The organism is Streptomyces sp. NPDC042102 (assembly GCF_055582305.1).
Genome location: NZ_JBVJDL010000003.1, coordinates 701,587 through 717,729 on the forward strand (window position 1 = coordinate 701,587; position 16,143 = coordinate 717,729).

Consider the following 16,143-nt stretch of genomic DNA (forward strand, 5'->3'; position numbering starts at 1 on the left):
TATGGGCAACCCGGAGGGCACGCGGCGCAAGCCGGAGGAGCAGCAGCTCGGCCCGGTACTGCGCAGGCGGAGCCAGGTCCAGGCGGGCAGCACGACCGACCAGCGGCTGCTGGACTCGGCCGGGCCGTCGGAATGGGTGCACACCGATCCCTGGCGGGTGCTGCGCATCCAGTCGGAGTTCATCGAGGGCTTCGGCACGCTGGCGGAGCTGCCGCCGGCGATCAGCGTGTTCGGCTCGGCCCGTACGCCGGCCGGCACACCGGAGTACGACGCGGGCGTACGGATCGGCCAGGCGCTGGTCGACGCCGGATTCGCCGTCATCACGGGCGGCGGACCCGGCGCGATGGAGGCCGCGAACAAGGGCGCCCGGGAGGCGGGCGGCATCTCGGTGGGCCTCGGCATCGAGCTGCCCTTCGAGCAGGGCCTGAACCAGCACGTCGATCTGGGCCTGAACTTCCGGTACTTCTTCGTCCGCAAGACGATGTTCGTGAAGTACAGCCAGGGCTTCGTGGTCCTGCCCGGGGGACTGGGCACGCTGGACGAGCTGTTCGAGGCGCTGACCCTGGTCCAGACGCAGAAGATCACCCGCTTCCCGATCGTGCTCTACGGCACGGCGTACTGGAGCGGGCTGGTGGACTGGCTGCGCGACACGGTCGTCGCGCAGGGCAAGGCGTCCGCGCACGACCTGCTCCTCTTCCACGTCACGGACGACGTGGAGGAGGCGATCGCGCTCGTGACCAAGGAAGTGGCGAAGTAGGGCCGGGGCCGCGGCCTCACGCCAGTCCCCGGCGGGCGACCGCCGGGGGCCGGTGGCCCTGGATCGAGCGGACCATGTCGAGGACCTGCCGGGTCTCCGCGACCTCGTGGACCCGGTAGACCTGGGCGCCGAGCCAGGCCGAGACGGCCGTGGTGGCCAGGGTGCCCAGCAGCCGCTCCTTGACCGGCCGGTCCAGGGTCTCGCCCACGAAGTCCTTGTTCGACAGGGAGACCAGCACCGGCCAGCCGGTGTCCGTCATCTCCGTCAGCCGGCGCGTGGCCTCCAGCGAGTGCCGGGTGTTCTTGCCGAAGTCGTGGCCCGGGTCGATCAGGATCGCGTCGCGGCGCACACCGAGCGCGGCGGCGCGCTCCGCCAGGCCCACGGTCACGCGCAGGATGTCCGCCATCACGTCGTCGTACGCGATCCGGTGCGGCCGGGTGCGCGGCTCGACCTCGCCCGCGTGGGTGCAGACCAGGCCCACGTCGTACCGGGCGGCGACCTCCGCCAGCTTGGGGTCGACCCCGCCCCACGCGTCGTTGAGCAGATCGGCGCCCGCCTCGCAGACGGCCTCGCCGACCTCGTGCCGCCAGGTGTCGACGCTGATCACCACGTCCGGGTGGCGGCGGCGCACCTCGGCGACGAAACCGACCGTACGGCGGGCCTCCTCGGCGGCGTCCACGTGCTCGCCCGGGCCCGCCTTGACCCCGCCGACGTCGATGATCGCGGCGCCCTCGGCGACCGCCCGCTCGACCCGCTCCAGGGCCGGCTCGTCACGGAAGGTGGCGCCCTGGTCGTAGAAGGAGTCCGGGGTCCGGTTCACGATGGCCATGATCACCGGCTCGTGGGTGTCGAACTCGCGCCTGCCCAGTCGCAGCATCCCGTGATTCCTTCCTCGATGTTCCGCCTGCGACCTTAGCCGCCGCGAGGGCATGGCACGATCGGGGTGAGAGTCATCGCGCAGGGGAGTTGATCGTGTTCTGGTTCTTGCTGATCGCGCTGGTCGTGGTCGTCGCGGCGGTGACCCTCGCCGTGATCGGGGGCGGTGACGAGGCGGTGCTGCCCGAGGCGGAGCCCGAGCGGGTGGCCGACGCGCTGCCGGAGACCCGGGCCGTCGTACGGGAGGACATCGACGCCCTGCGGCTGCCGGTCGCCCCGCGCGGCTACCGCATGGCCGAGGTGGACGACGTGCTGATGCGGCTGGGCGCGGAGCTGGCCGAGCGGGACAAGCGGATCGCCGAGCTGGAGGCCGCCCTGCCGGCCCCGCAGGCCGCGCGCGCCCCGCAGGCCCCCCATGCCCCGCAGGCCCCGCAGGCAGGGCCCGCCGCGGGGCCGGACGCCGGCCCGGACGCGCCGTCCGGGTCCGCCGCCCCCTCCGGGCCGCGCCTGACCAAGGACGCGCCGTGAGCGGCGGGGCCCTCGCCGGGCCCGACGGGCTGCTGCGCTGCCCGTGGGCGCTGGCGACCGAGGACTACGTGGCCTACCACGACACCGAGTGGGGCCGCCCGGTCCACGGCGACGACGCGCTGTACGAGCGGCTGTGCCTGGAGGCGTTCCAGTCCGGGCTGTCCTGGCTGACGATCCTGCGCCGGCGCGCGGGCTTCCGTACCGCCTTCGCGGACTTCAAGATCGCCGCCGTCGCCGAGTTCGACGCCGCGGACGCCGCCCGGCTGCTCGCCGACCCCGGCATCATCCGCAACCGGGCCAAGATCGAGGCCACCCTCGCCAACGCCAAGGTGCTGGCGGGCTGGGAGCCGGGCGAGCTGGACGCGCTGATCTGGTCGCACGCGCCCGCCGAGCCGGCTCCGGCGCCGGTGGCCACCGGGCAGGTGCCGGCCGTGACCCCGGAGTCCACGGCCCTGGCCAAGGCCCTCAAGAAGGCCGGCATCCGCTTCGTCGGGCCGACCACCGCCTACGCGCTGATGCAGGCGTGCGGCCTGGTCAACGACCACCTGGCCGCCTGCGCCCGCCGCGACGGCTGACGGCCGCGGCGGGAGCGGGGCGGGGGCGGTCGCGGGCCGTCAGCGGCCCAGGTACTTCGGGGCCTCCTTGGCCAGGAAGGCCGCCACCGCGATGCCGTGGTCCTCGGAGGCGCCGGCCACCGTCTGCAGGGCGTCCTCCTTCTCCAGGGCGTCGGAGAGCGAGTGGTCCGCGCCGTAGGCGAGGGAGGCCTTGATCCCGGCGTAGGCGACGGTCGGGCCGGCGGCCAGGGTGCGGGCGAGCTCCGCGGCGGCCGCGGGCAGCTCCTCCGCGGGTACCAGGCGGTTGGCGATGCCCAGGTCGTACGCCTCCTGGGCGGAGATGTTGCGGGGGAAGAGCAGCAGGTCACTGGCGCGGGAGGCGCCGATCAGCCGGGGCAGGGTCCACGAGACGCCGGAGTCGGCGGTCAGGGCCACCCCCGCGAACGACGTGTTGAAGGCGGCGGTCTCGGCGACGATCCGGTAGTCGGCGGCCAGCGCGAACCCGAAGCCGGCGCCGGCGGCGACGCCGTTCACGGCCGCCACGACGGGCTTGGGCATCTCGGTCAGGGCCCGGACGATCGGGTTGTAGTGATCGGAGACCGTGGTCATGGTCAGCGAGGAGCCGGTCTCGCGGTCCGCCGCCAGATTGCCGACGTGCTCCTTGAGGTCCTGCCCGACGCAGAAGGCCCGGCTGCCGGCCGCGGTCAGCAGGACCGCCCGTACCGCCGGGTCCGCGGCCGCGGACCGGACCGCGTCGCGCAGGGCGACCTTGGCCTCGGTGTTCATCGCGTTCATCGCGTCGGGACGGTTGATCGTGATGGTGGCGAGTCCGTCGGTCAGGTCGTAGAGCACGCTGTCTGCCATGGCGGGGGTCCCCCTTCGTCGCGGTCGTAAGGCCCCCAGCATGGCGGACCGGACCGGCGTCCGGGGATGTGACGTACGTCAAAGAATCCACGCGGTGCGAGGCGGGCGCGGGGGCGAAGTATCGCAGGCGGATCCCCGAAATGAGTGGTTTTGGTCGAGCGCGTTGCCCAAGCGTTCTCCGGCGATGTTGGTCATCGGGTCCTGACATGCGGGATAATGGCTGGGAAGCAATGTGTTCGATGCCGGGTACTAGGCGCCTGAACGGGGCCGTCGGCTGACGATGAGCTGGTTTCAGGAAGGGGAACGAGCATGGCGGCCATGAAGCCGCGGACGGGCGACGGCCCGCTCGAGGTGACCAAGGAGGGGCGGGGCATCGTCATGCGCGTACCGCTCGAAGGCGGCGGTCGGCTCGTTGTAGAGCTGACCCCGGACGAGGCCGACGCCCTCGGAGACGCCCTGAAGAAGGTCGTCGGCTGACAAGCCGGCACTGAAGATTTCCGCCGATGCCCCGGCCGTTCCGACGGCCGGGGCATCGGTGTGTCCGGGGCCGGCGGGGTATCGGTGGGTCCGGGGCCGGCCGCTCAGCGGCGTACGGCGCACAGCAGGCCGTCGCCCACCGGCAGCAGCGCGCTCTGCAGCGCCGGGCTCTCGCGTACGGTGCGCAGCAGCTCGCGCACGCGCAGCACCTCCACCGGCTGGGCTGCGGAGTCGACCGTACGGCCGTCGGCGAAGACCCCCTCGAAGCAGACCAGGCCGCCGGGCCGCAGCAGGCGCAACGATTCAGCGAGGTAGTCGAGGGACTCGGCCGGGTCGCCGTCGCAGAAGACGAGGTCGTACCCGCCGTCCGCGAGGCGGGGCAGGACGTCCAGGGCGCGGCCGGGGATGAAGCGGGCGCGGTTGCCGGCGAAACCCGCGGCGCGGAAGGCCTGGCGGGCGAAGGCCTGCCGGTCGGGCTCGGGGTCCACGGTGGTCAGGACGCCGTCGGGGCGCATGCCGTGCAGGAGGTGGATGCCGGAGACCCCGGTGCCGGTGCCGATCTCGGCGACCGCCTTGGCGTCCGCGGTGGCGGCCAGCAGGCGCAGCGAGGCACCGGTGCCGGGGGAGACGGAGCGCAGGCCCGCTTCCCTCGCCCGGTCGCGGGCCCACCGCAGAGCGTCGTCCTCGGCGACAAACGCGTCGGCGAACGCCCAGCTCGTCTGCCGGTTGCCGGTAATGACCCTCTCCTGTCCCCATAGTTGGCGCAACGGTGACTGTATCCGTTGACGTCGGGAACCCGCAGATGGGACCGGGCGTTGTGAGGGATGAAGGGGACGCCGTCGGGTAGATCGACACCTCTGGCGGCGGCCGCGGGCAAAGTTAATGCAAAAAGGCTTATCTCGAGCTGACGGAGGGGGTGGCTATGGTAGGGGCTCCACTGGACACCACCAGAGCCGACAGGGGAGGTGCGGCTGCGCCTGTGGATCGTGGGGGCGTTCTTCGACGCCTCTTCAGGTCGGCGGGTGAGCCGAAATCCGTGACCGACATTGCTGACCGCTTCCACACCACCGCCACCGCAACCACCGCGACCTTTGCATCCGATGCGGGCTCCCAGGCGTGGACCCCTCCCTCGTGGGAGGAGATCGTCAGCACGCACAGTGCCCGGGTCTACCGCCTCGCGTACCGCCTGACGGGCAACCAGCACGACGCCGAGGACCTCACCCAGGAGGTCTTCGTCCGCGTCTTCCGGTCGCTGTCCACCTACACCCCCGGCACCTTCGAGGGCTGGCTGCACCGGATCACCACCAACCTCTTCCTGGACATGGTCCGCCGCAAGCAGCGGATCCGCTTCGACGCGCTCGGGGACGACGCCGCCGAGCGGCTGCCCTCGCGCGAGCCGTCGCCGCAGCAGGTGCTGCACGACACGCACTTCGACGCCGACGTCCAGCAGGCGCTGGACACGCTCGCGCCGGAGTTCCGCGCCGCCGTCGTGCTCTGCGACATCGAGGGACTGAGCTACGAGGAGATCGCCGCGACGCTCGGGGTGAAGCTGGGCACCGTGCGCAGCCGTATCCACCGCGGCCGCTCGCACCTGCGCAAGGCGCTCAAGCACCGGTCGCCCGAGGCGCGGGCGGAACAGCGGGCGCTGGCCGGGGTCGGAGGGATCACAGGGGTCGGGGGAGGAGGCGGAACGGAGTGAGCGGAGCCAGTCCGTCACCCGCTGAACAGCACCTGGGCGACCGGCTCGCCGCCCTGGTGGACGGGGAGCTGAGCCATGACGCGCGCGAGCGGGTGCTGGCGCACCTGGCGACGTGCGCGAAGTGCAAGGCCGAGGCCGACGCGCAGCGCCGGGTGAAGTCGTTGTTCGTGGAGAGCGCGATGCCCGCGCCGTCGGCCGGGCTGATGGCGCGCCTGCAGGGATTGCCCGGGCAGCCGGGTCCGCCGGGCCCGCCGGGAGGCGACGGCGGTCCGTCCTCCCCACTCTCCGGCGATCCGTTCGCCACGTTCGGGTACGCGGTGCCGCCGGCGGCGGTCGCGCCGCACCAGCCGCAGGGCTTCCGGATACACGAGGTCGGTCGGCCGCGGCGGAGGTTCGCGTTCGTCGCGGCGGGCGCGGTGTCGCTGGCCGCGCTGGCCCTGGGCGGGCCGCTGCCGCTGGAGGCGGTCGAGCCGAACACGCGGGGCGAGGGCGGGGTGAACGTCACCCCGGCCACGCGGCCGGGTGTGGGCGGCCAGGTTCCGTCGGTGGCCGACGCGGTGGTGCGCGACCGGCGGTCGGTCCCGGCCGGGACGGCGGCGCCGCCGAGCCCGGCCTCGCCCGGTCCGCTGGCCCCGACGTCCTCGGTCCCTCCGTGGACCCGGCCGGTGTCGCTGTCGCGCTGACGGTCTGGGCGGGACCTGGTTGAATTTCCCGCTGACGCGCCGTGGGCGCACGGAGCACAGGGGGATCGCCGATGTCGTCCGACACCCAGCCGACCGAGCACGAGCGGTCGGCCCCACAGTGGTGGAGCCGCCCCTCCCGCCCGATCCCCGCCCCCCGGGACGCCACCTCGAAGGACACCCCGACCGCCGACCCCGCCGCGCACCCGGCCGGGACGCCGGCCGGGGCGCCGACCGGGTCCGAGGACCCTGCTCCGGCGGAGGCGCCCGTCGAGGCCCAGGTCGTGGAGACGGCCCCCGGGGGCGGGGGTGCCTGGGGCGTGCGGTACGACCCCTGGGGCGGGGCGGCGCTGCACGCCACCGATCCCGGGACCGTCCGGGCCCAGCGGGTCGTCGGGGTCCGGGGCGCCGTCGTGGCGGGCCTGGTCATCGCCCTGCTCGCGGGCGGTACGGGGGGCTGGCTCGGGGTGCTCGCCGAGCGGCGCAGCAGCACCCGCCTGGAGCTGCCGCAGGCGGCGCCGGGCGCTACCGGCCGGGCGCCCGACAGCGTGGCCGGGATCGCCGCCTCCGCCCTGCCCGGTGTGGTGACCCTGCACGTCAGCGGCGGTGCCGGGGGCGGCACCGGGACCGGGTTCGTCCTCGACGGGCAGGGCCACATCCTCACCAACAACCACGTCGTCTCCGACGCCCGCCAGATAGCGGTCACCTTCAGCACCGGCGAGAGCGTCACCGCCAAGGTCGTGGGCCGCGACACGGGCTACGACCTCGCCGTCGTCAAGGTCGACGGCGTACGCGGACTGCACCCGCTCGCGCTCGGCAACTCCGACGACGTCAAGGTCGGCGACCCCGTCGTGGCCATCGGCGCGCCCTTCGACCTGTCCAACACCGTCACCGCCGGCATCATCAGCGCCACCGGGCGCCCCATCACCGCGGGCGGCGGCAAGGGCGACGGCAGCGAGGTCAGCTACGTCGACGCCCTCCAGACCGACGCCCCCATCAACCCCGGCAACTCCGGCGGCCCCCTGCTCGACGCGCAGGGCCGCGTCATCGGCATCAACAGCGCCATCCGCGGCGCCGAGAAGAACGACAGCGAACGCCAGGGCGGCAGCATCGGTCTCGGCTTCGCCATCCCGGTGAACCAGGGCAAGCGGGTCGCCGAGGAGATCATCCGTACGGGCCGGGCCACCCACCCCGTCATCGGAGTCACCCTCGACATGCGCTACACCGGCGACGGAGCCCGGGTCGGCAGCCGGACCGCGGGCGGCCCGGCCGCCGGCGCCGGCGTGCGGGACGGCGATGTGATCACCAAGGTCGACGGCCGGCGCATCCACAGTGGTGACGAGCTCATCATCAAGATCCGTGCCCACCGTCCGGGCGATTCCCTGACCCTGACCGTCCGGCGCGACGGCACCGAACACACGCTGGAACTCGTCCTGGGCTCGGCGAACAGCTCATGACGAGCAGGAGAAACCGGGTGCGAGGTATTGGCCTGCGGACGCGGGCGGGTACCGTTGTCGGGGCGTGGAGGAAGAGAGCCGAGGAGCGGGCAAGGTGTTCAACGACATAGGCGCACTCGAGCTGGTCACCATCGTGGTGCTCGCCATTCTCATCTTCGGCCCGGAGAAGCTGCCCAAGGTCATCCAGGACGTGACGGGCTTCATCCGGAAGATCCGCGCGTTCTCCGACAGCGCCAAGCAGGACATCCGCCAGGAACTCGGACCGGAGTTCAAGGACTTCGAATTCGAGGACCTGAATCCGAAGACGTACATCCGCAAGCAGCTCTCCGAGAACGAGGACTTCAAGGAGATCCGCAGCAGCTTCGACCTGCGCAAGGAGCTCAACGACGTCACCGACGCGGTGAACAGCAAGGAGGCGGACGCCACGCCCGCCACGCCCGGCGCGCCCGCCGCCCAAGGCGCCGGCCCCGACCTGCTGAAGAAGCCCGCCGCGCCCGCCACCGAGCAGCGCGCCCGGTTCGACGCCGACGCCACCTGATTCGCCGCCTGCCCGGAGTCCGGTCCTCCGCTGGCTATCCTGCTCGGATGGAGACGACGAGCAGTAGCCGGGTGGGGGTGCAGCCCGCCGAGGCGCCCGCCGTACCCCCGCACGAACAGAGCGCGCCGCCGGAGCACGCCGGGACCGCGGCCGAGCCCCTGACGCTCCCCTCGGCCCGCCGGACGGTCGAGGGCTACCTGCGGGCGGACTTCCCCTGGTACGGCCTGGACGAGGCCTTCACGGGCCCCCGCTGGCTCATGCAGGTCGGCATGGCCGCCGACGGCACCGTCGAGCACGGCTCGGTGGGCCACGGCGACGAGCCGACCGTCCGCAGCGAGGCCAGCGCCGCCGAACGCGAACGGTTCGCCGTCGTCGTCACCGTGGCCAGCAACCCGCTGCGCCGCAGCGGTGACGGCACGGGCGTCCTGGAGGCCACCTCGGTGTCCTCCGCGGCCTGGCTGGCCGGCTCCGGGCTGCTGGCGTACACCTGGCCGGGCCAGATGGACCACAGCCTGCGCAGCAACTGGCTGGACCAGCAGACCGAGGCGGCATGGGAGCTCGCCGACGACCTCGACGGCGCGGACTGGTCCACGCTCTCGCTGCCGGTCGACGGGGAGCCGACGCCGTTCCACTACCGCGAGTCGGAATTCGGCTGGGTGCTCGCCGGGTCCACCTCCTCGGGCGTGCACCTGGGCGCGTATGGGCGCGGCATGAGCGCGTACGGTCTGGCCTTCTCGCAGGTCACGGACCTGGCGGCGTACGAGTAGCGGCTCTGCGTCACGACGTCACGACGGAAGGGGCGCCACCTCGAGGTGGCGCCCCTTCCTGTTCGAGTTGTCCGCGAGGTCGTCCCGTGGGTCAGAACTTGTTGCGCGGGGTGATGCCCAGGGACATGCCCGACAGGCCGCGCTGGCGGCCGCCGAGCTTGCCCGCGATCGTGCGCAGGGCCGCGCCGGCGGGGGAGTCGGGGTGGGCCAGGACCACCGGGCGGCCGTCGTCGCCGCCCTCGCGCAGCCGCACGTCGATCGGGATCTGGCCCAGCACCGGCACCGTGGCACCGGTCGTCCGGGTCAGCCCGTCGGCGACCAGCTGGCCGCCGCCCGTGCCGAAGACGTCGACCATCTCGTCGCAGTGCGGGCACGGCAGGCCGGACATGTTCTCGACCACGCCGACGATCTTCTGGTGGGTCTGCACCGCGATCGAGCCGGCCCGCTCGGCGACCTCGGCCGCCGCCTGCTGCGGGGTGGTGACGACGAGGATCTCCGCGTTCGGGACCAGCTGCGCCACCGAGATCGCGATGTCGCCCGTACCCGGCGGGAGGTCCAGCAGCAGCACGTCCAGATCGCCCCAGAAGACGTCCGCCAGGAACTGCTGGAGCGCGCGGTGCAGCATCGGGCCGCGCCAGACGACGGGCGCGTTGCCCGGGGTGAACATGCCGATCGAGATGACCTTCACACCGTTCGCGGACGGCGGCATGATCATGTTCTCGACCTGGGTGGGCTTGCCGTCCACGCCCAGCATGCGCGGCACGCTGTGGCCGTAGATGTCCGCGTCCACGACGCCGACCTTCAGCCCGTCCGCCGCCATCGCCGCGGCCAGGTTGACCGTCACCGAGGACTTGCCGACGCCGCCCTTGCCGGACGCGACCGCGTAGACGCGGGTCAGCGACCCGGGCTTGGCGAAGGGCACCTCCCGCTCGGCGGTGCCGCCGCGCAGGGTGGCCGCCAGGTCCTTGCGCTGCTCGTCGCTCATGACGTCCAGCGAGACCTCGACCGTGGTGACGCCGGCGACCGCTCGGACCGCCTCGGTCACGTTCTTGGTGATCGTCTCGCGCATGGGGCAGCCCGAGACCGTGAGGTAGACCGTGACGGCCACCGCGCCGCCGTCGCCGATCTCCACCGATTTGACCATGCCGAGCTCGGTGATCGGCCGGTGGATTTCGGGGTCGTTGACCGTCGCCAGCGCGTCGAGGATCGCGTCCTGCCCGGGCGCGGCGGCGGAGGGTGTCTCGGTAGCCATGTACTCGATGGTACGGCTCGGTAGCAGGCCGTCGGTAAGCCTCTCAACGGTCGCCTTCATCACGTTCCGACGGGAATAGCCGCCGCTCGTCCATCTCCTTGATCAGGTCCTGGAACTCCGAGCGGATCCAGTCACGCGTCGCGACCTCGCCCAGACCCATCCGCAGCGACGCGATCTCCCGCGTCAGGTATTCCGTGTCCGCGATCGACCGCTCGTTCTGCTTGCGGTCCTGCTCCAGGTTGACCCGGTCCCGGTCGTCCTGCCGGTTCTGCGCCAGCAGGATCAGCGGGGCGGCGTAGGAGGCCTGCAGCGACAGCATCAGCGTCAGGAAGATGAACGGGTACTCGTCGAAGCGCAGGTGCGCGGGCGCGAAGATGTTCCACAGCACCCACACGATGATGACCAGGGTCATCCAGACGATGAACCGGCCCGTGCCGAGGAAGCGGGCCACCCGCTCCGACAGCCGCCCGAAGGCCTCCGGGTCGTACACCGGCAGCAGCCGCCGGCGGTCCGAGCGCGGCTGGTCCAGCCGCGCCCGCGAGCGGGTCAGCGCGCTCGACCCGGTCGACAGGGAACGGGACCGCAGCCGCTCGGCGGCCTCCTCCTCGCGCCCTGTGAGCCCGTGCTCGCGGTCCTTCTCCCGGGCGTGCTCGCGCGCGAGCTCCCGCCGGACCCGGACCTCCTCGCGGCGGCGCTCGCGCGCCGACTCGCCCCGCCGCTCACCGGCCACCGGGGACCTCCTGCGCGTGGAAGTCGGTCTCGCGCCAGTCGTCGGGCAGCAGGTGGTCCAGTACGTCGTCCACCGTCACCGCGCCCAGCAGCGAACCGCTCTCGTCGACGACCGGCACCGCCACCATGTTGTAGGCGGCGAGGTAGCTGGTCACGGCCGGCAGCGAGGCGTCCGGCCGCAGCGGCGGCAGGTCCGTGTCCACGACCGAGCTGATCAGCGTGAACGGGGGGTCGCGCAGCAGCCGCTGGAAGTGCACCGTGCCCAGGTACTTGCCCGTCGGCGTCTCGTCCGGCGGCCGGCACACGTACACCTGGGCGGCCAGCGCCGGGGACAGGTCCGCCTGCCGTACGCGCGCCAGCGCGTCGGCGACCGTGGCGTCCGGGCGCAGCACGATCGGCTCGGTGGTCATCAGACCGCCGGCGGTGTTCTCCTCGTACGACAGCAGGCGGCGCACGTCGGCGGCGTCCTCCGGCTGCATCAGCGTCAGCAGCCGCTCCTTGTCGTCCTCGGGCAGCTCCGACAGCAGGTCGGCCGCGTCGTCGGGGTCCATCGCCTCCAGGACGTCGGCGGCGCGCTCCTCCTTCAGCTTGCCGAGGATCTCGATCTGGTCGTCCTCGGGCAGCTCCTCCAGGACGTCGGCCAGCCGGTCGTCGTCGAGGGCGTTGGCGACCTCGGCGCGCCGCTTGGGCGTCAGGTGGTGCAGGACGTTGGCGAGGTCCGCCGGGCGCATCTGCTCGAAGGTGGCGACCAGGCTCTCGGCGCCCTGCCCGTGCTCCTCCAGCGAGAAACCCGTGACACCCGACCACTCCACGGTCAGCGTCTCGCCGCGGCGGCGCAGCGCGCCGCCCTTGCCCTTGCGGACGAAGATCCGGTCGACCTCCCAGTCGCGGCGGGCCGGCAGCTGCTGGATGGCCACGTCCAGGACGGTGACCTCCTCGCCGGTGGCGACCAGGGTCACCCGGCGGTCCAGCAGCTCGCCGAGGACCAGCCGCTCGGTGGGACGCTGCTCGAAGCGCCGCATGTTGACCACACCGGTGGTGATGACCTGTCCGGACTCCACGCCCGTCACCCGGGTCATCGGCAGGAAGATCCGGCGCCGGCTGAGCACCTCGACCACCAGCCCCAGCAGCCGCGGCGGCCGGCCGCCCACCCGCAGCATGGCCACCAGATCGCGCACGCGGCCCACCTGGTCGCCGTTCGGGTCGAACACGGGCACTCCCGACAGATGCGAGACGAAGATCCGCGGGGCGCCTGCTGCCATCCTGTGCGCCTCCTTGAGCGTCTGCGGGCCGTGCCGGGCGTCGTACCGCCCTCAGGCTACCCCCGCCTGAGGAAACCGCCCTGGTGGGGCATGGGCTACGGGCGGGTACGCTGCCTGCTGCGCGCCCTACCGACGACGAGAGGCACCTGCCCGTGACCGCCCACTTTCCCGCCGTACGGCTGCGCAGGGCCGCCTTCCTGGGCGTCCTGTGCGCGGGCCTGGCCGTCACCGTCACGGGCTGCGGCGGGGCGGACCCCGACGAAGGCACGAACGGCGTCGGCAAGCTGTCCGCCGACCAGATCGAGGACAAGGCACGGGAGGCCGCCACCGCCGCCGACTCGGTGCACCTGTCGGGGACCCTCGTCAGCAACGGCAAGTCCTTCACCCTCGACATGCGGCTGAAGTCGGACGGCGGCTCCGGTGAGGTGAAGTCGCAGGAGAACACCTTCCAGCTGCTGCGGGTGGGTGAGCAGCTCTACCTGAAGGCCAACGCGGCCTTCTGGGGGCAGTCGGAGGCCGCCGGCAAGCTCGGCGACAAGTACGTCAAGGTGCCCGAGAGCGACCCGACGTACAAGCAGTTCCGCGGCTTCACCGACATGGACGTCCTGCTGGACGGGCTGCTGGGCCTGGACGGCAAGCTGGCCAAGGGCCAGTACACCAAGGTCGGCGTCACCCGGGTGATCCAGGTGACCGCCGACAAGGGCAAGGGCGGCAAGCTGTCGGTCGCGCTCCTGGGGACCCCGTACCCGCTGGTGATGGAGCGCGCGGGCGGCGCGGGCCGGGTGGAACTGGGGGAGTGGGGCAAGCCCTTCGACCTGGCCCCGCCGGCGCAGGACCAGACCGTCGACTACGGCAGCCAGCTGCCCACGACCAAGGACGGCAAGGACGGCAAGGACACCAAGCCGGGCCCGTCGGCGTCCGCGGGAACCGGCAAGGCGACGGCCGGGCAGGGCTCCAACCCCGGCGGCTGACCGCCGGGCGCCGGGCCGGTCCCGGTGACCGGCCCGCCTGGCGCGGGGTCAGGCCCCGTCGGCCGGCCCGCCTCGACGGACGCGGGCTCAGCCGCGCGCGGCCTTCTTCCGCTTCAGCAGCAGCTTCGGCAGCGCCGCCGGCACCGGCCGGCGGGTGATCGCCGGGGACGGCAGCGGGGCCGCGGCCAGCGAACCGCCGGGCAGATCGGTGCTGATCGTGACCGGCTCCAGGCGCAGCAGCCGGCACTCGCGCGCCCACCGTTCGGTCATCGTCTCCGAGTCGGGCGCGTTCAGCCGCTTGCCCTTGAGCTCGGCGGCCGCCGCCTCCCAGGCCTCGCTGTTCGGGGCCAGCTCGCTCACCTTCGCCGTCCAGGCCACCAGCCGGCCGCCCTTGTCCTTGCTGCGCACGGTCACCTCGGCGGTGCCGCCGTCGGCGAGCCCGGGGAACGGCTGCTCGCCGGGCCCGTCGCCCAGCACGTGCGCCGCGCCGTCCACCCAGGCGTGCCACAGCGCCCGGTCGGGTCCACTGCCGCGCACCCAGATCAGGCCCGACTTCTTGGTGGCCTCCTCGACGAGGGCCGGCTGGAGCGTGCTGTCAGTCATAGCCGACAGGGTAGGCGGCTACAGCCAGCCGTTGCGCCGAAGGGTCCGGTGGATGGCGAAACAGGCGCCGCCGATCATCGCCAGGACCATCGGATAGCCGTACTCCCACTTGAGCTCGGGCATGTGGTCGAAGTTCATCCCGTACACGCCGCAGATCATCGTCGGTACGGCGATGATGGCGGCCCACGAGGTGATCTTGCGCATGTCCTCGTTCTGCGCGACGGTCGCCTGCGCCAGGTTCGCCTGGAGGATCGAGTTCAGCAGTTCGTCGAAGCCGATGACCTGCTCGTGCACCTTCGCCAGGTGGTCGGCCACGTCCCGGAAGTACTTCTGGATGTCGGGGTCCACCAGCCGCATCGGCCGCTCGCTGAGCAGCTCCATGGGCCGCAGCAGCGGCGAGACGGCCCGCTTGAACTCCAGCACCTCGCGCTTGAGCTGGTAGATCCGGCCCGCGTCCGTGCCCCGCGGACTGCCCTTGGCGGGCACGGCGAAGACGGAGTTCTCCACCTCGTCGATGTCGTCCTGCACGGCCGCGGCCACCGCGATGTAGCCGTCCACCACGTGGTCGGCGATCGAGTGCAGTACGGCCGAGGGGCCCTTGGCCAGCAGTTCGGGGTCGCCCTGGAGGCGGTGGCGCAGCCCCTTGAGGGAGCCCTGGCCGCCGTGCCGGACGGTGATCACGAAGTCCGGGCCGGTGAAGCACATCACTTCGCCGGTCTCCACGACCTCGCTGGTAGCGGTCAGTTCGTCGTGCTCGACGTAGTGGATCGTCTTGAAGACGGTGAACAGCGTGTCGTCGTACCGCTCCAGCTTGGGCCGCTGGTGCGCGTGCACCGCGTCCTCCACGGCCAGCGGGTGCAGCCCGAACTCAGCGGCGATACCGGCGAATTCGTCCTCGGTCGGCTCGTGCAGGCCGATCCAGGCGAAGCCGCCCTCCCCGCGGACGCGGCGCATCGCGTCCCGCGGGGTCAGACAGACGGGCCCCTGCACGCGCCGGCCGTCGCGGTAGACGGCGCAGTCGACGACGGCGCTGCTGACCGAGGGGTCGCGGGTGGTGTCGTAGCCGGGCTGGACGGGGGTGGACTTGCGCAGCACGGGACGTACGGCCGCGCGCAGGTCACGGATCATCGACATGGCAGCTCCTTCGTACGGCTGCGGACCGTACGGGTGGGAGGTCCTCCGCCGCGACGCACCGCGGGCAGGCGGAAGGAGACAGGACGGGTGTCGATCAGAAGATCAAGACGGGCGGGAGGCGCCCGTGGGAGAGGGGTCGGTACTGCACGATCGACTTCGATCCACCGCAGCCCCACCTCCTCCGGCCGGTCCCCCGTAGGGGATGTCCTGTCGTCGGGGCACAGACTCAGCGCTTCTGCGCGCGTCCCCGACCAGCGGTCAACACTATCAGCCGACAGATGCTCAAAACCCTGGCTTTACCCGCTTCATATGAGAACTATGCTCGCGGCATGGCAGATCTTCTGGCAATCGTCGAGGCCCGGCTGCAGAGCGCGCTCGGTCGGCCCGACGCCCGCGCCGCCGTCACCTTCCTCGGTACGGACCGCATCGAAGTGCTCCGCTACGCCGAGGGCGACCTGGTCCGCTACGCCACGCTGGGCATGTCCGCCCACCCCATGACCGACCCCACCGCCGTGGTCGCCGACCCGGTGCGCGGACCGCGCGCCGAGCTGGTCCTGACCGTACGGGCGGGCCTGGCCGACACCGACAAGGTGCTCCGGGCGCTCGCCGTGCTGGCCGCGTCGCCGCAGGTCGAGGGTCTGGTCGTGGCCCCGGGCGCCTCGCTGGACCTGGGCGAACCGCTGTGGCCCGGCGCGCCGTTCAGCTCCGTCCTGGTCGCCGAGCCGGGCGGGCTGGTGGAGGACCTGGAGCTGGACGCGCCGATGGACCCCGTCCGGTTCCTCCCGCTGCTGCCGATGACGGCCAACGAGGCCGCGTGGAAGCGGGTCCACGGCGCACAGGCGCTCCAGGAGCGCTGGCTCGCGCGCGGCACCGATCTGCGAGACCCTCGGCGTACCTCCGTCGCGCTGGACTGATAACCGCCACCGGGGGTACGCATCGCATCCGGACGGGTGATCGTCCCTTGACGCGGCGGCGGCCGGGGAGGAGCGTGGCTT

Annotated in this window: 19 protein-coding genes; 11 read left to right on the top strand and 8 right to left on the bottom strand. The window is 72.6% G+C overall.

Features of this window, described 5'->3' with window-relative positions:
- Position 1: 1 nt before the first annotated feature.
- Positions 2–757: an LOG family protein gene (locus tag ACZ6KO_RS16495; protein ID WP_469304660.1), complete on the top strand. Its 756-nt coding sequence runs from the start codon at positions 2–4 to the stop codon at positions 755–757.
- 16 nt (positions 758–773) lie between these two features.
- On the opposite strand, the gene folP is transcribed toward ACZ6KO_RS16495, so the two are convergent.
- Positions 774–1,634: a dihydropteroate synthase gene (folP, locus tag ACZ6KO_RS16500; protein WP_469304661.1), complete on the bottom strand. Its 861-nt coding sequence runs from the start codon at positions 1,632–1,634 to the stop codon at positions 774–776.
- Between the two features lie 95 nt (positions 1,635–1,729).
- Between folP and ACZ6KO_RS16505 the strand changes: the two genes are divergently transcribed.
- Complete coding sequence (locus ACZ6KO_RS16505) at positions 1,730–2,161, top strand: DivIVA domain-containing protein (protein WP_469304662.1); 432 nt, start codon at positions 1,730–1,732, stop codon at positions 2,159–2,161.
- Positions 2,158–2,736 carry a DNA-3-methyladenine glycosylase I gene (locus tag ACZ6KO_RS16510; protein WP_469304663.1) on the top strand — a complete coding sequence of 193 codons (579 nt, stop codon included), beginning with the start codon at positions 2,158–2,160 and terminating at the stop codon, positions 2,734–2,736. The genes ACZ6KO_RS16505 and ACZ6KO_RS16510 overlap by 4 nt, the downstream gene beginning before the upstream one ends.
- Positions 2,737–2,775: 39 nt before the next feature.
- Here ACZ6KO_RS16510 and chcB read toward each other — a convergent pair whose 3' ends face one another.
- Entirely contained in the window at positions 2,776–3,579 is an 804-nt protein-coding gene (gene chcB, locus ACZ6KO_RS16515) for a 2-cyclohexenylcarbonyl CoA isomerase (protein ID WP_469304664.1), read from the bottom strand.
- A 309-nt stretch (positions 3,580–3,888) separates the two neighbouring features.
- Here chcB and ACZ6KO_RS16520 point away from each other — a divergent pair, with 309 nt between their 5' ends.
- Positions 3,889–4,056, top strand: a complete 168-nt coding sequence (locus ACZ6KO_RS16520) for a DUF3117 domain-containing protein (protein WP_003966491.1) — start codon at positions 3,889–3,891, stop codon at positions 4,054–4,056.
- A 104-nt stretch (positions 4,057–4,160) separates the two neighbouring features.
- Here ACZ6KO_RS16520 and ACZ6KO_RS16525 read toward each other — a convergent pair whose 3' ends face one another.
- The gene (locus ACZ6KO_RS16525; RefSeq protein ID WP_469304665.1) at positions 4,161–4,823 is read right to left on the bottom strand and encodes an O-methyltransferase; all 663 of its coding nucleotides are present in this window, start codon (positions 4,821–4,823) and stop codon (positions 4,161–4,163) included.
- A 155-nt stretch (positions 4,824–4,978) separates the two neighbouring features.
- Here ACZ6KO_RS16525 and sigE point away from each other — a divergent pair, with 155 nt between their 5' ends.
- The 5 genes from sigE (at position 4,979) to ACZ6KO_RS16550 (ending at position 9,197) form a co-directional block, all read left to right on the top strand.
- Entirely contained in the window at positions 4,979–5,755 is a 777-nt protein-coding gene (gene sigE / locus ACZ6KO_RS16530) for an RNA polymerase sigma factor SigE (protein ID WP_469304666.1), read from the top strand.
- Positions 5,752–6,438, top strand: a complete 687-nt coding sequence (locus tag ACZ6KO_RS16535) for a zf-HC2 domain-containing protein (RefSeq protein WP_469304667.1) — start codon at positions 5,752–5,754, stop codon at positions 6,436–6,438. Before sigE ends, ACZ6KO_RS16535 begins: the two co-directional genes overlap by 4 nt.
- Before the next feature lie 71 nt (positions 6,439–6,509).
- On the top strand, positions 6,510–7,892 hold the full coding sequence (locus ACZ6KO_RS16540) for a S1C family serine protease (protein WP_469304668.1): 1,383 nt from the start codon (positions 6,510–6,512) through the stop codon (positions 7,890–7,892).
- 94 nt (positions 7,893–7,986) lie between these two features.
- Positions 7,987–8,430 (top strand): sec-independent translocase, encoded by a 444-nt coding sequence (locus ACZ6KO_RS16545; RefSeq protein WP_469304987.1) that lies wholly within the window; start codon positions 7,987–7,989, stop codon positions 8,428–8,430.
- Positions 8,431–8,477: 47 nt separating this feature from the next.
- Positions 8,478–9,197, top strand: coding sequence for a hypothetical protein (locus tag ACZ6KO_RS16550; RefSeq protein WP_469304669.1), 720 nt, complete (start codon positions 8,478–8,480; stop codon positions 9,195–9,197).
- Between the two features lie 91 nt (positions 9,198–9,288).
- Here the strand turns inward: ACZ6KO_RS16550 and ACZ6KO_RS16555 are convergent, their stop codons facing one another.
- The 3 genes from ACZ6KO_RS16555 to ACZ6KO_RS16565 all read right to left on the bottom strand — a co-directional run bounded on the left by ACZ6KO_RS16555 (position 9,289) and on the right by ACZ6KO_RS16565 (position 12,440).
- On the bottom strand, positions 9,289–10,449 hold the full coding sequence (locus ACZ6KO_RS16555; protein WP_469304670.1) for an Mrp/NBP35 family ATP-binding protein: 1,161 nt from the start codon (positions 10,447–10,449) through the stop codon (positions 9,289–9,291).
- Positions 10,450–10,492: 43 nt separating this feature from the next.
- The gene (locus ACZ6KO_RS16560; protein ID WP_469304988.1) at positions 10,493–11,035 is read right to left on the bottom strand and encodes a DUF1003 domain-containing protein; all 543 of its coding nucleotides are present in this window, start codon (positions 11,033–11,035) and stop codon (positions 10,493–10,495) included.
- 133 nt (positions 11,036–11,168) lie between these two features.
- Positions 11,169–12,440 (bottom strand): magnesium transporter MgtE N-terminal domain-containing protein, encoded by a 1,272-nt coding sequence (locus ACZ6KO_RS16565; protein ID WP_469304671.1) that lies wholly within the window; start codon positions 12,438–12,440, stop codon positions 11,169–11,171.
- Positions 12,441–12,592: 152 nt separating this feature from the next.
- On the opposite strand from ACZ6KO_RS16565, the gene ACZ6KO_RS16570 reads away from it, so the two are divergent.
- Complete coding sequence (locus ACZ6KO_RS16570) at positions 12,593–13,411, top strand: hypothetical protein (RefSeq protein ID WP_469304672.1); 819 nt, start codon at positions 12,593–12,595, stop codon at positions 13,409–13,411.
- An 87-nt stretch (positions 13,412–13,498) separates the two neighbouring features.
- On the opposite strand, the gene ACZ6KO_RS16575 is transcribed toward ACZ6KO_RS16570, so the two are convergent.
- Both ACZ6KO_RS16575 and ACZ6KO_RS16580 read right to left on the bottom strand, forming a co-directional pair.
- Complete coding sequence (locus tag ACZ6KO_RS16575; protein ID WP_469304673.1) at positions 13,499–14,014, bottom strand: hypothetical protein; 516 nt, start codon at positions 14,012–14,014, stop codon at positions 13,499–13,501.
- Positions 14,015–14,032: 18 nt separating this feature from the next.
- Positions 14,033–15,148, bottom strand: a complete 1,116-nt coding sequence (locus ACZ6KO_RS16580; protein ID WP_469304674.1) for a magnesium and cobalt transport protein CorA — start codon at positions 15,146–15,148, stop codon at positions 14,033–14,035.
- A gap of 329 nt (positions 15,149–15,477) precedes the next feature.
- Here ACZ6KO_RS16580 and ACZ6KO_RS16585 point away from each other — a divergent pair, with 329 nt between their 5' ends.
- A complete protein-coding gene (locus ACZ6KO_RS16585; protein ID WP_469304675.1) occupies positions 15,478–16,062 on the top strand; it encodes a suppressor of fused domain protein in 585 nt (194 codons plus the stop codon).
- Positions 16,063–16,143: the final 81 nt, after the last annotated feature.

Excerpts from the sequence above, each read along its gene's own strand:
- ACZ6KO_RS16495 (WP_469304660.1), top strand. The coding sequence starts at position 2 with ATGGGCAACCCGGAGGGCACGCGGCGCAAGCCGGAGGAGCAGCAGCTC.
- folP (WP_469304661.1), bottom strand. The coding sequence starts at position 1,634 with ATGCTGCGACTGGGCAGGCGCGAGTTCGACACCCACGAGCCGGTGATC.
- chcB (WP_469304664.1), bottom strand. The coding sequence starts at position 3,579 with ATGGCAGACAGCGTGCTCTACGACCTGACCGACGGACTCGCCACCATC.
- ACZ6KO_RS16520 (WP_003966491.1), top strand. The coding sequence starts at position 3,889 with ATGGCGGCCATGAAGCCGCGGACGGGCGACGGCCCGCTCGAGGTGACC.
- sigE (WP_469304666.1), top strand. The coding sequence starts at position 4,979 with ATGGTAGGGGCTCCACTGGACACCACCAGAGCCGACAGGGGAGGTGCG.
- ACZ6KO_RS16540 (WP_469304668.1), top strand. The coding sequence starts at position 6,510 with ATGTCGTCCGACACCCAGCCGACCGAGCACGAGCGGTCGGCCCCACAG.
- ACZ6KO_RS16550 (WP_469304669.1), top strand. The coding sequence starts at position 8,478 with ATGGAGACGACGAGCAGTAGCCGGGTGGGGGTGCAGCCCGCCGAGGCG.
- ACZ6KO_RS16555 (WP_469304670.1), bottom strand. The coding sequence starts at position 10,449 with ATGGCTACCGAGACACCCTCCGCCGCCGCGCCCGGGCAGGACGCGATC.
- ACZ6KO_RS16565 (WP_469304671.1), bottom strand. The coding sequence starts at position 12,440 with ATGGCAGCAGGCGCCCCGCGGATCTTCGTCTCGCATCTGTCGGGAGTG.
- ACZ6KO_RS16575 (WP_469304673.1), bottom strand. The coding sequence starts at position 14,014 with ATGACTGACAGCACGCTCCAGCCGGCCCTCGTCGAGGAGGCCACCAAG.
- ACZ6KO_RS16580 (WP_469304674.1), bottom strand. The coding sequence starts at position 15,148 with ATGTCGATGATCCGTGACCTGCGCGCGGCCGTACGTCCCGTGCTGCGC.
- ACZ6KO_RS16585 (WP_469304675.1), top strand. The coding sequence starts at position 15,478 with ATGGCAGATCTTCTGGCAATCGTCGAGGCCCGGCTGCAGAGCGCGCTC.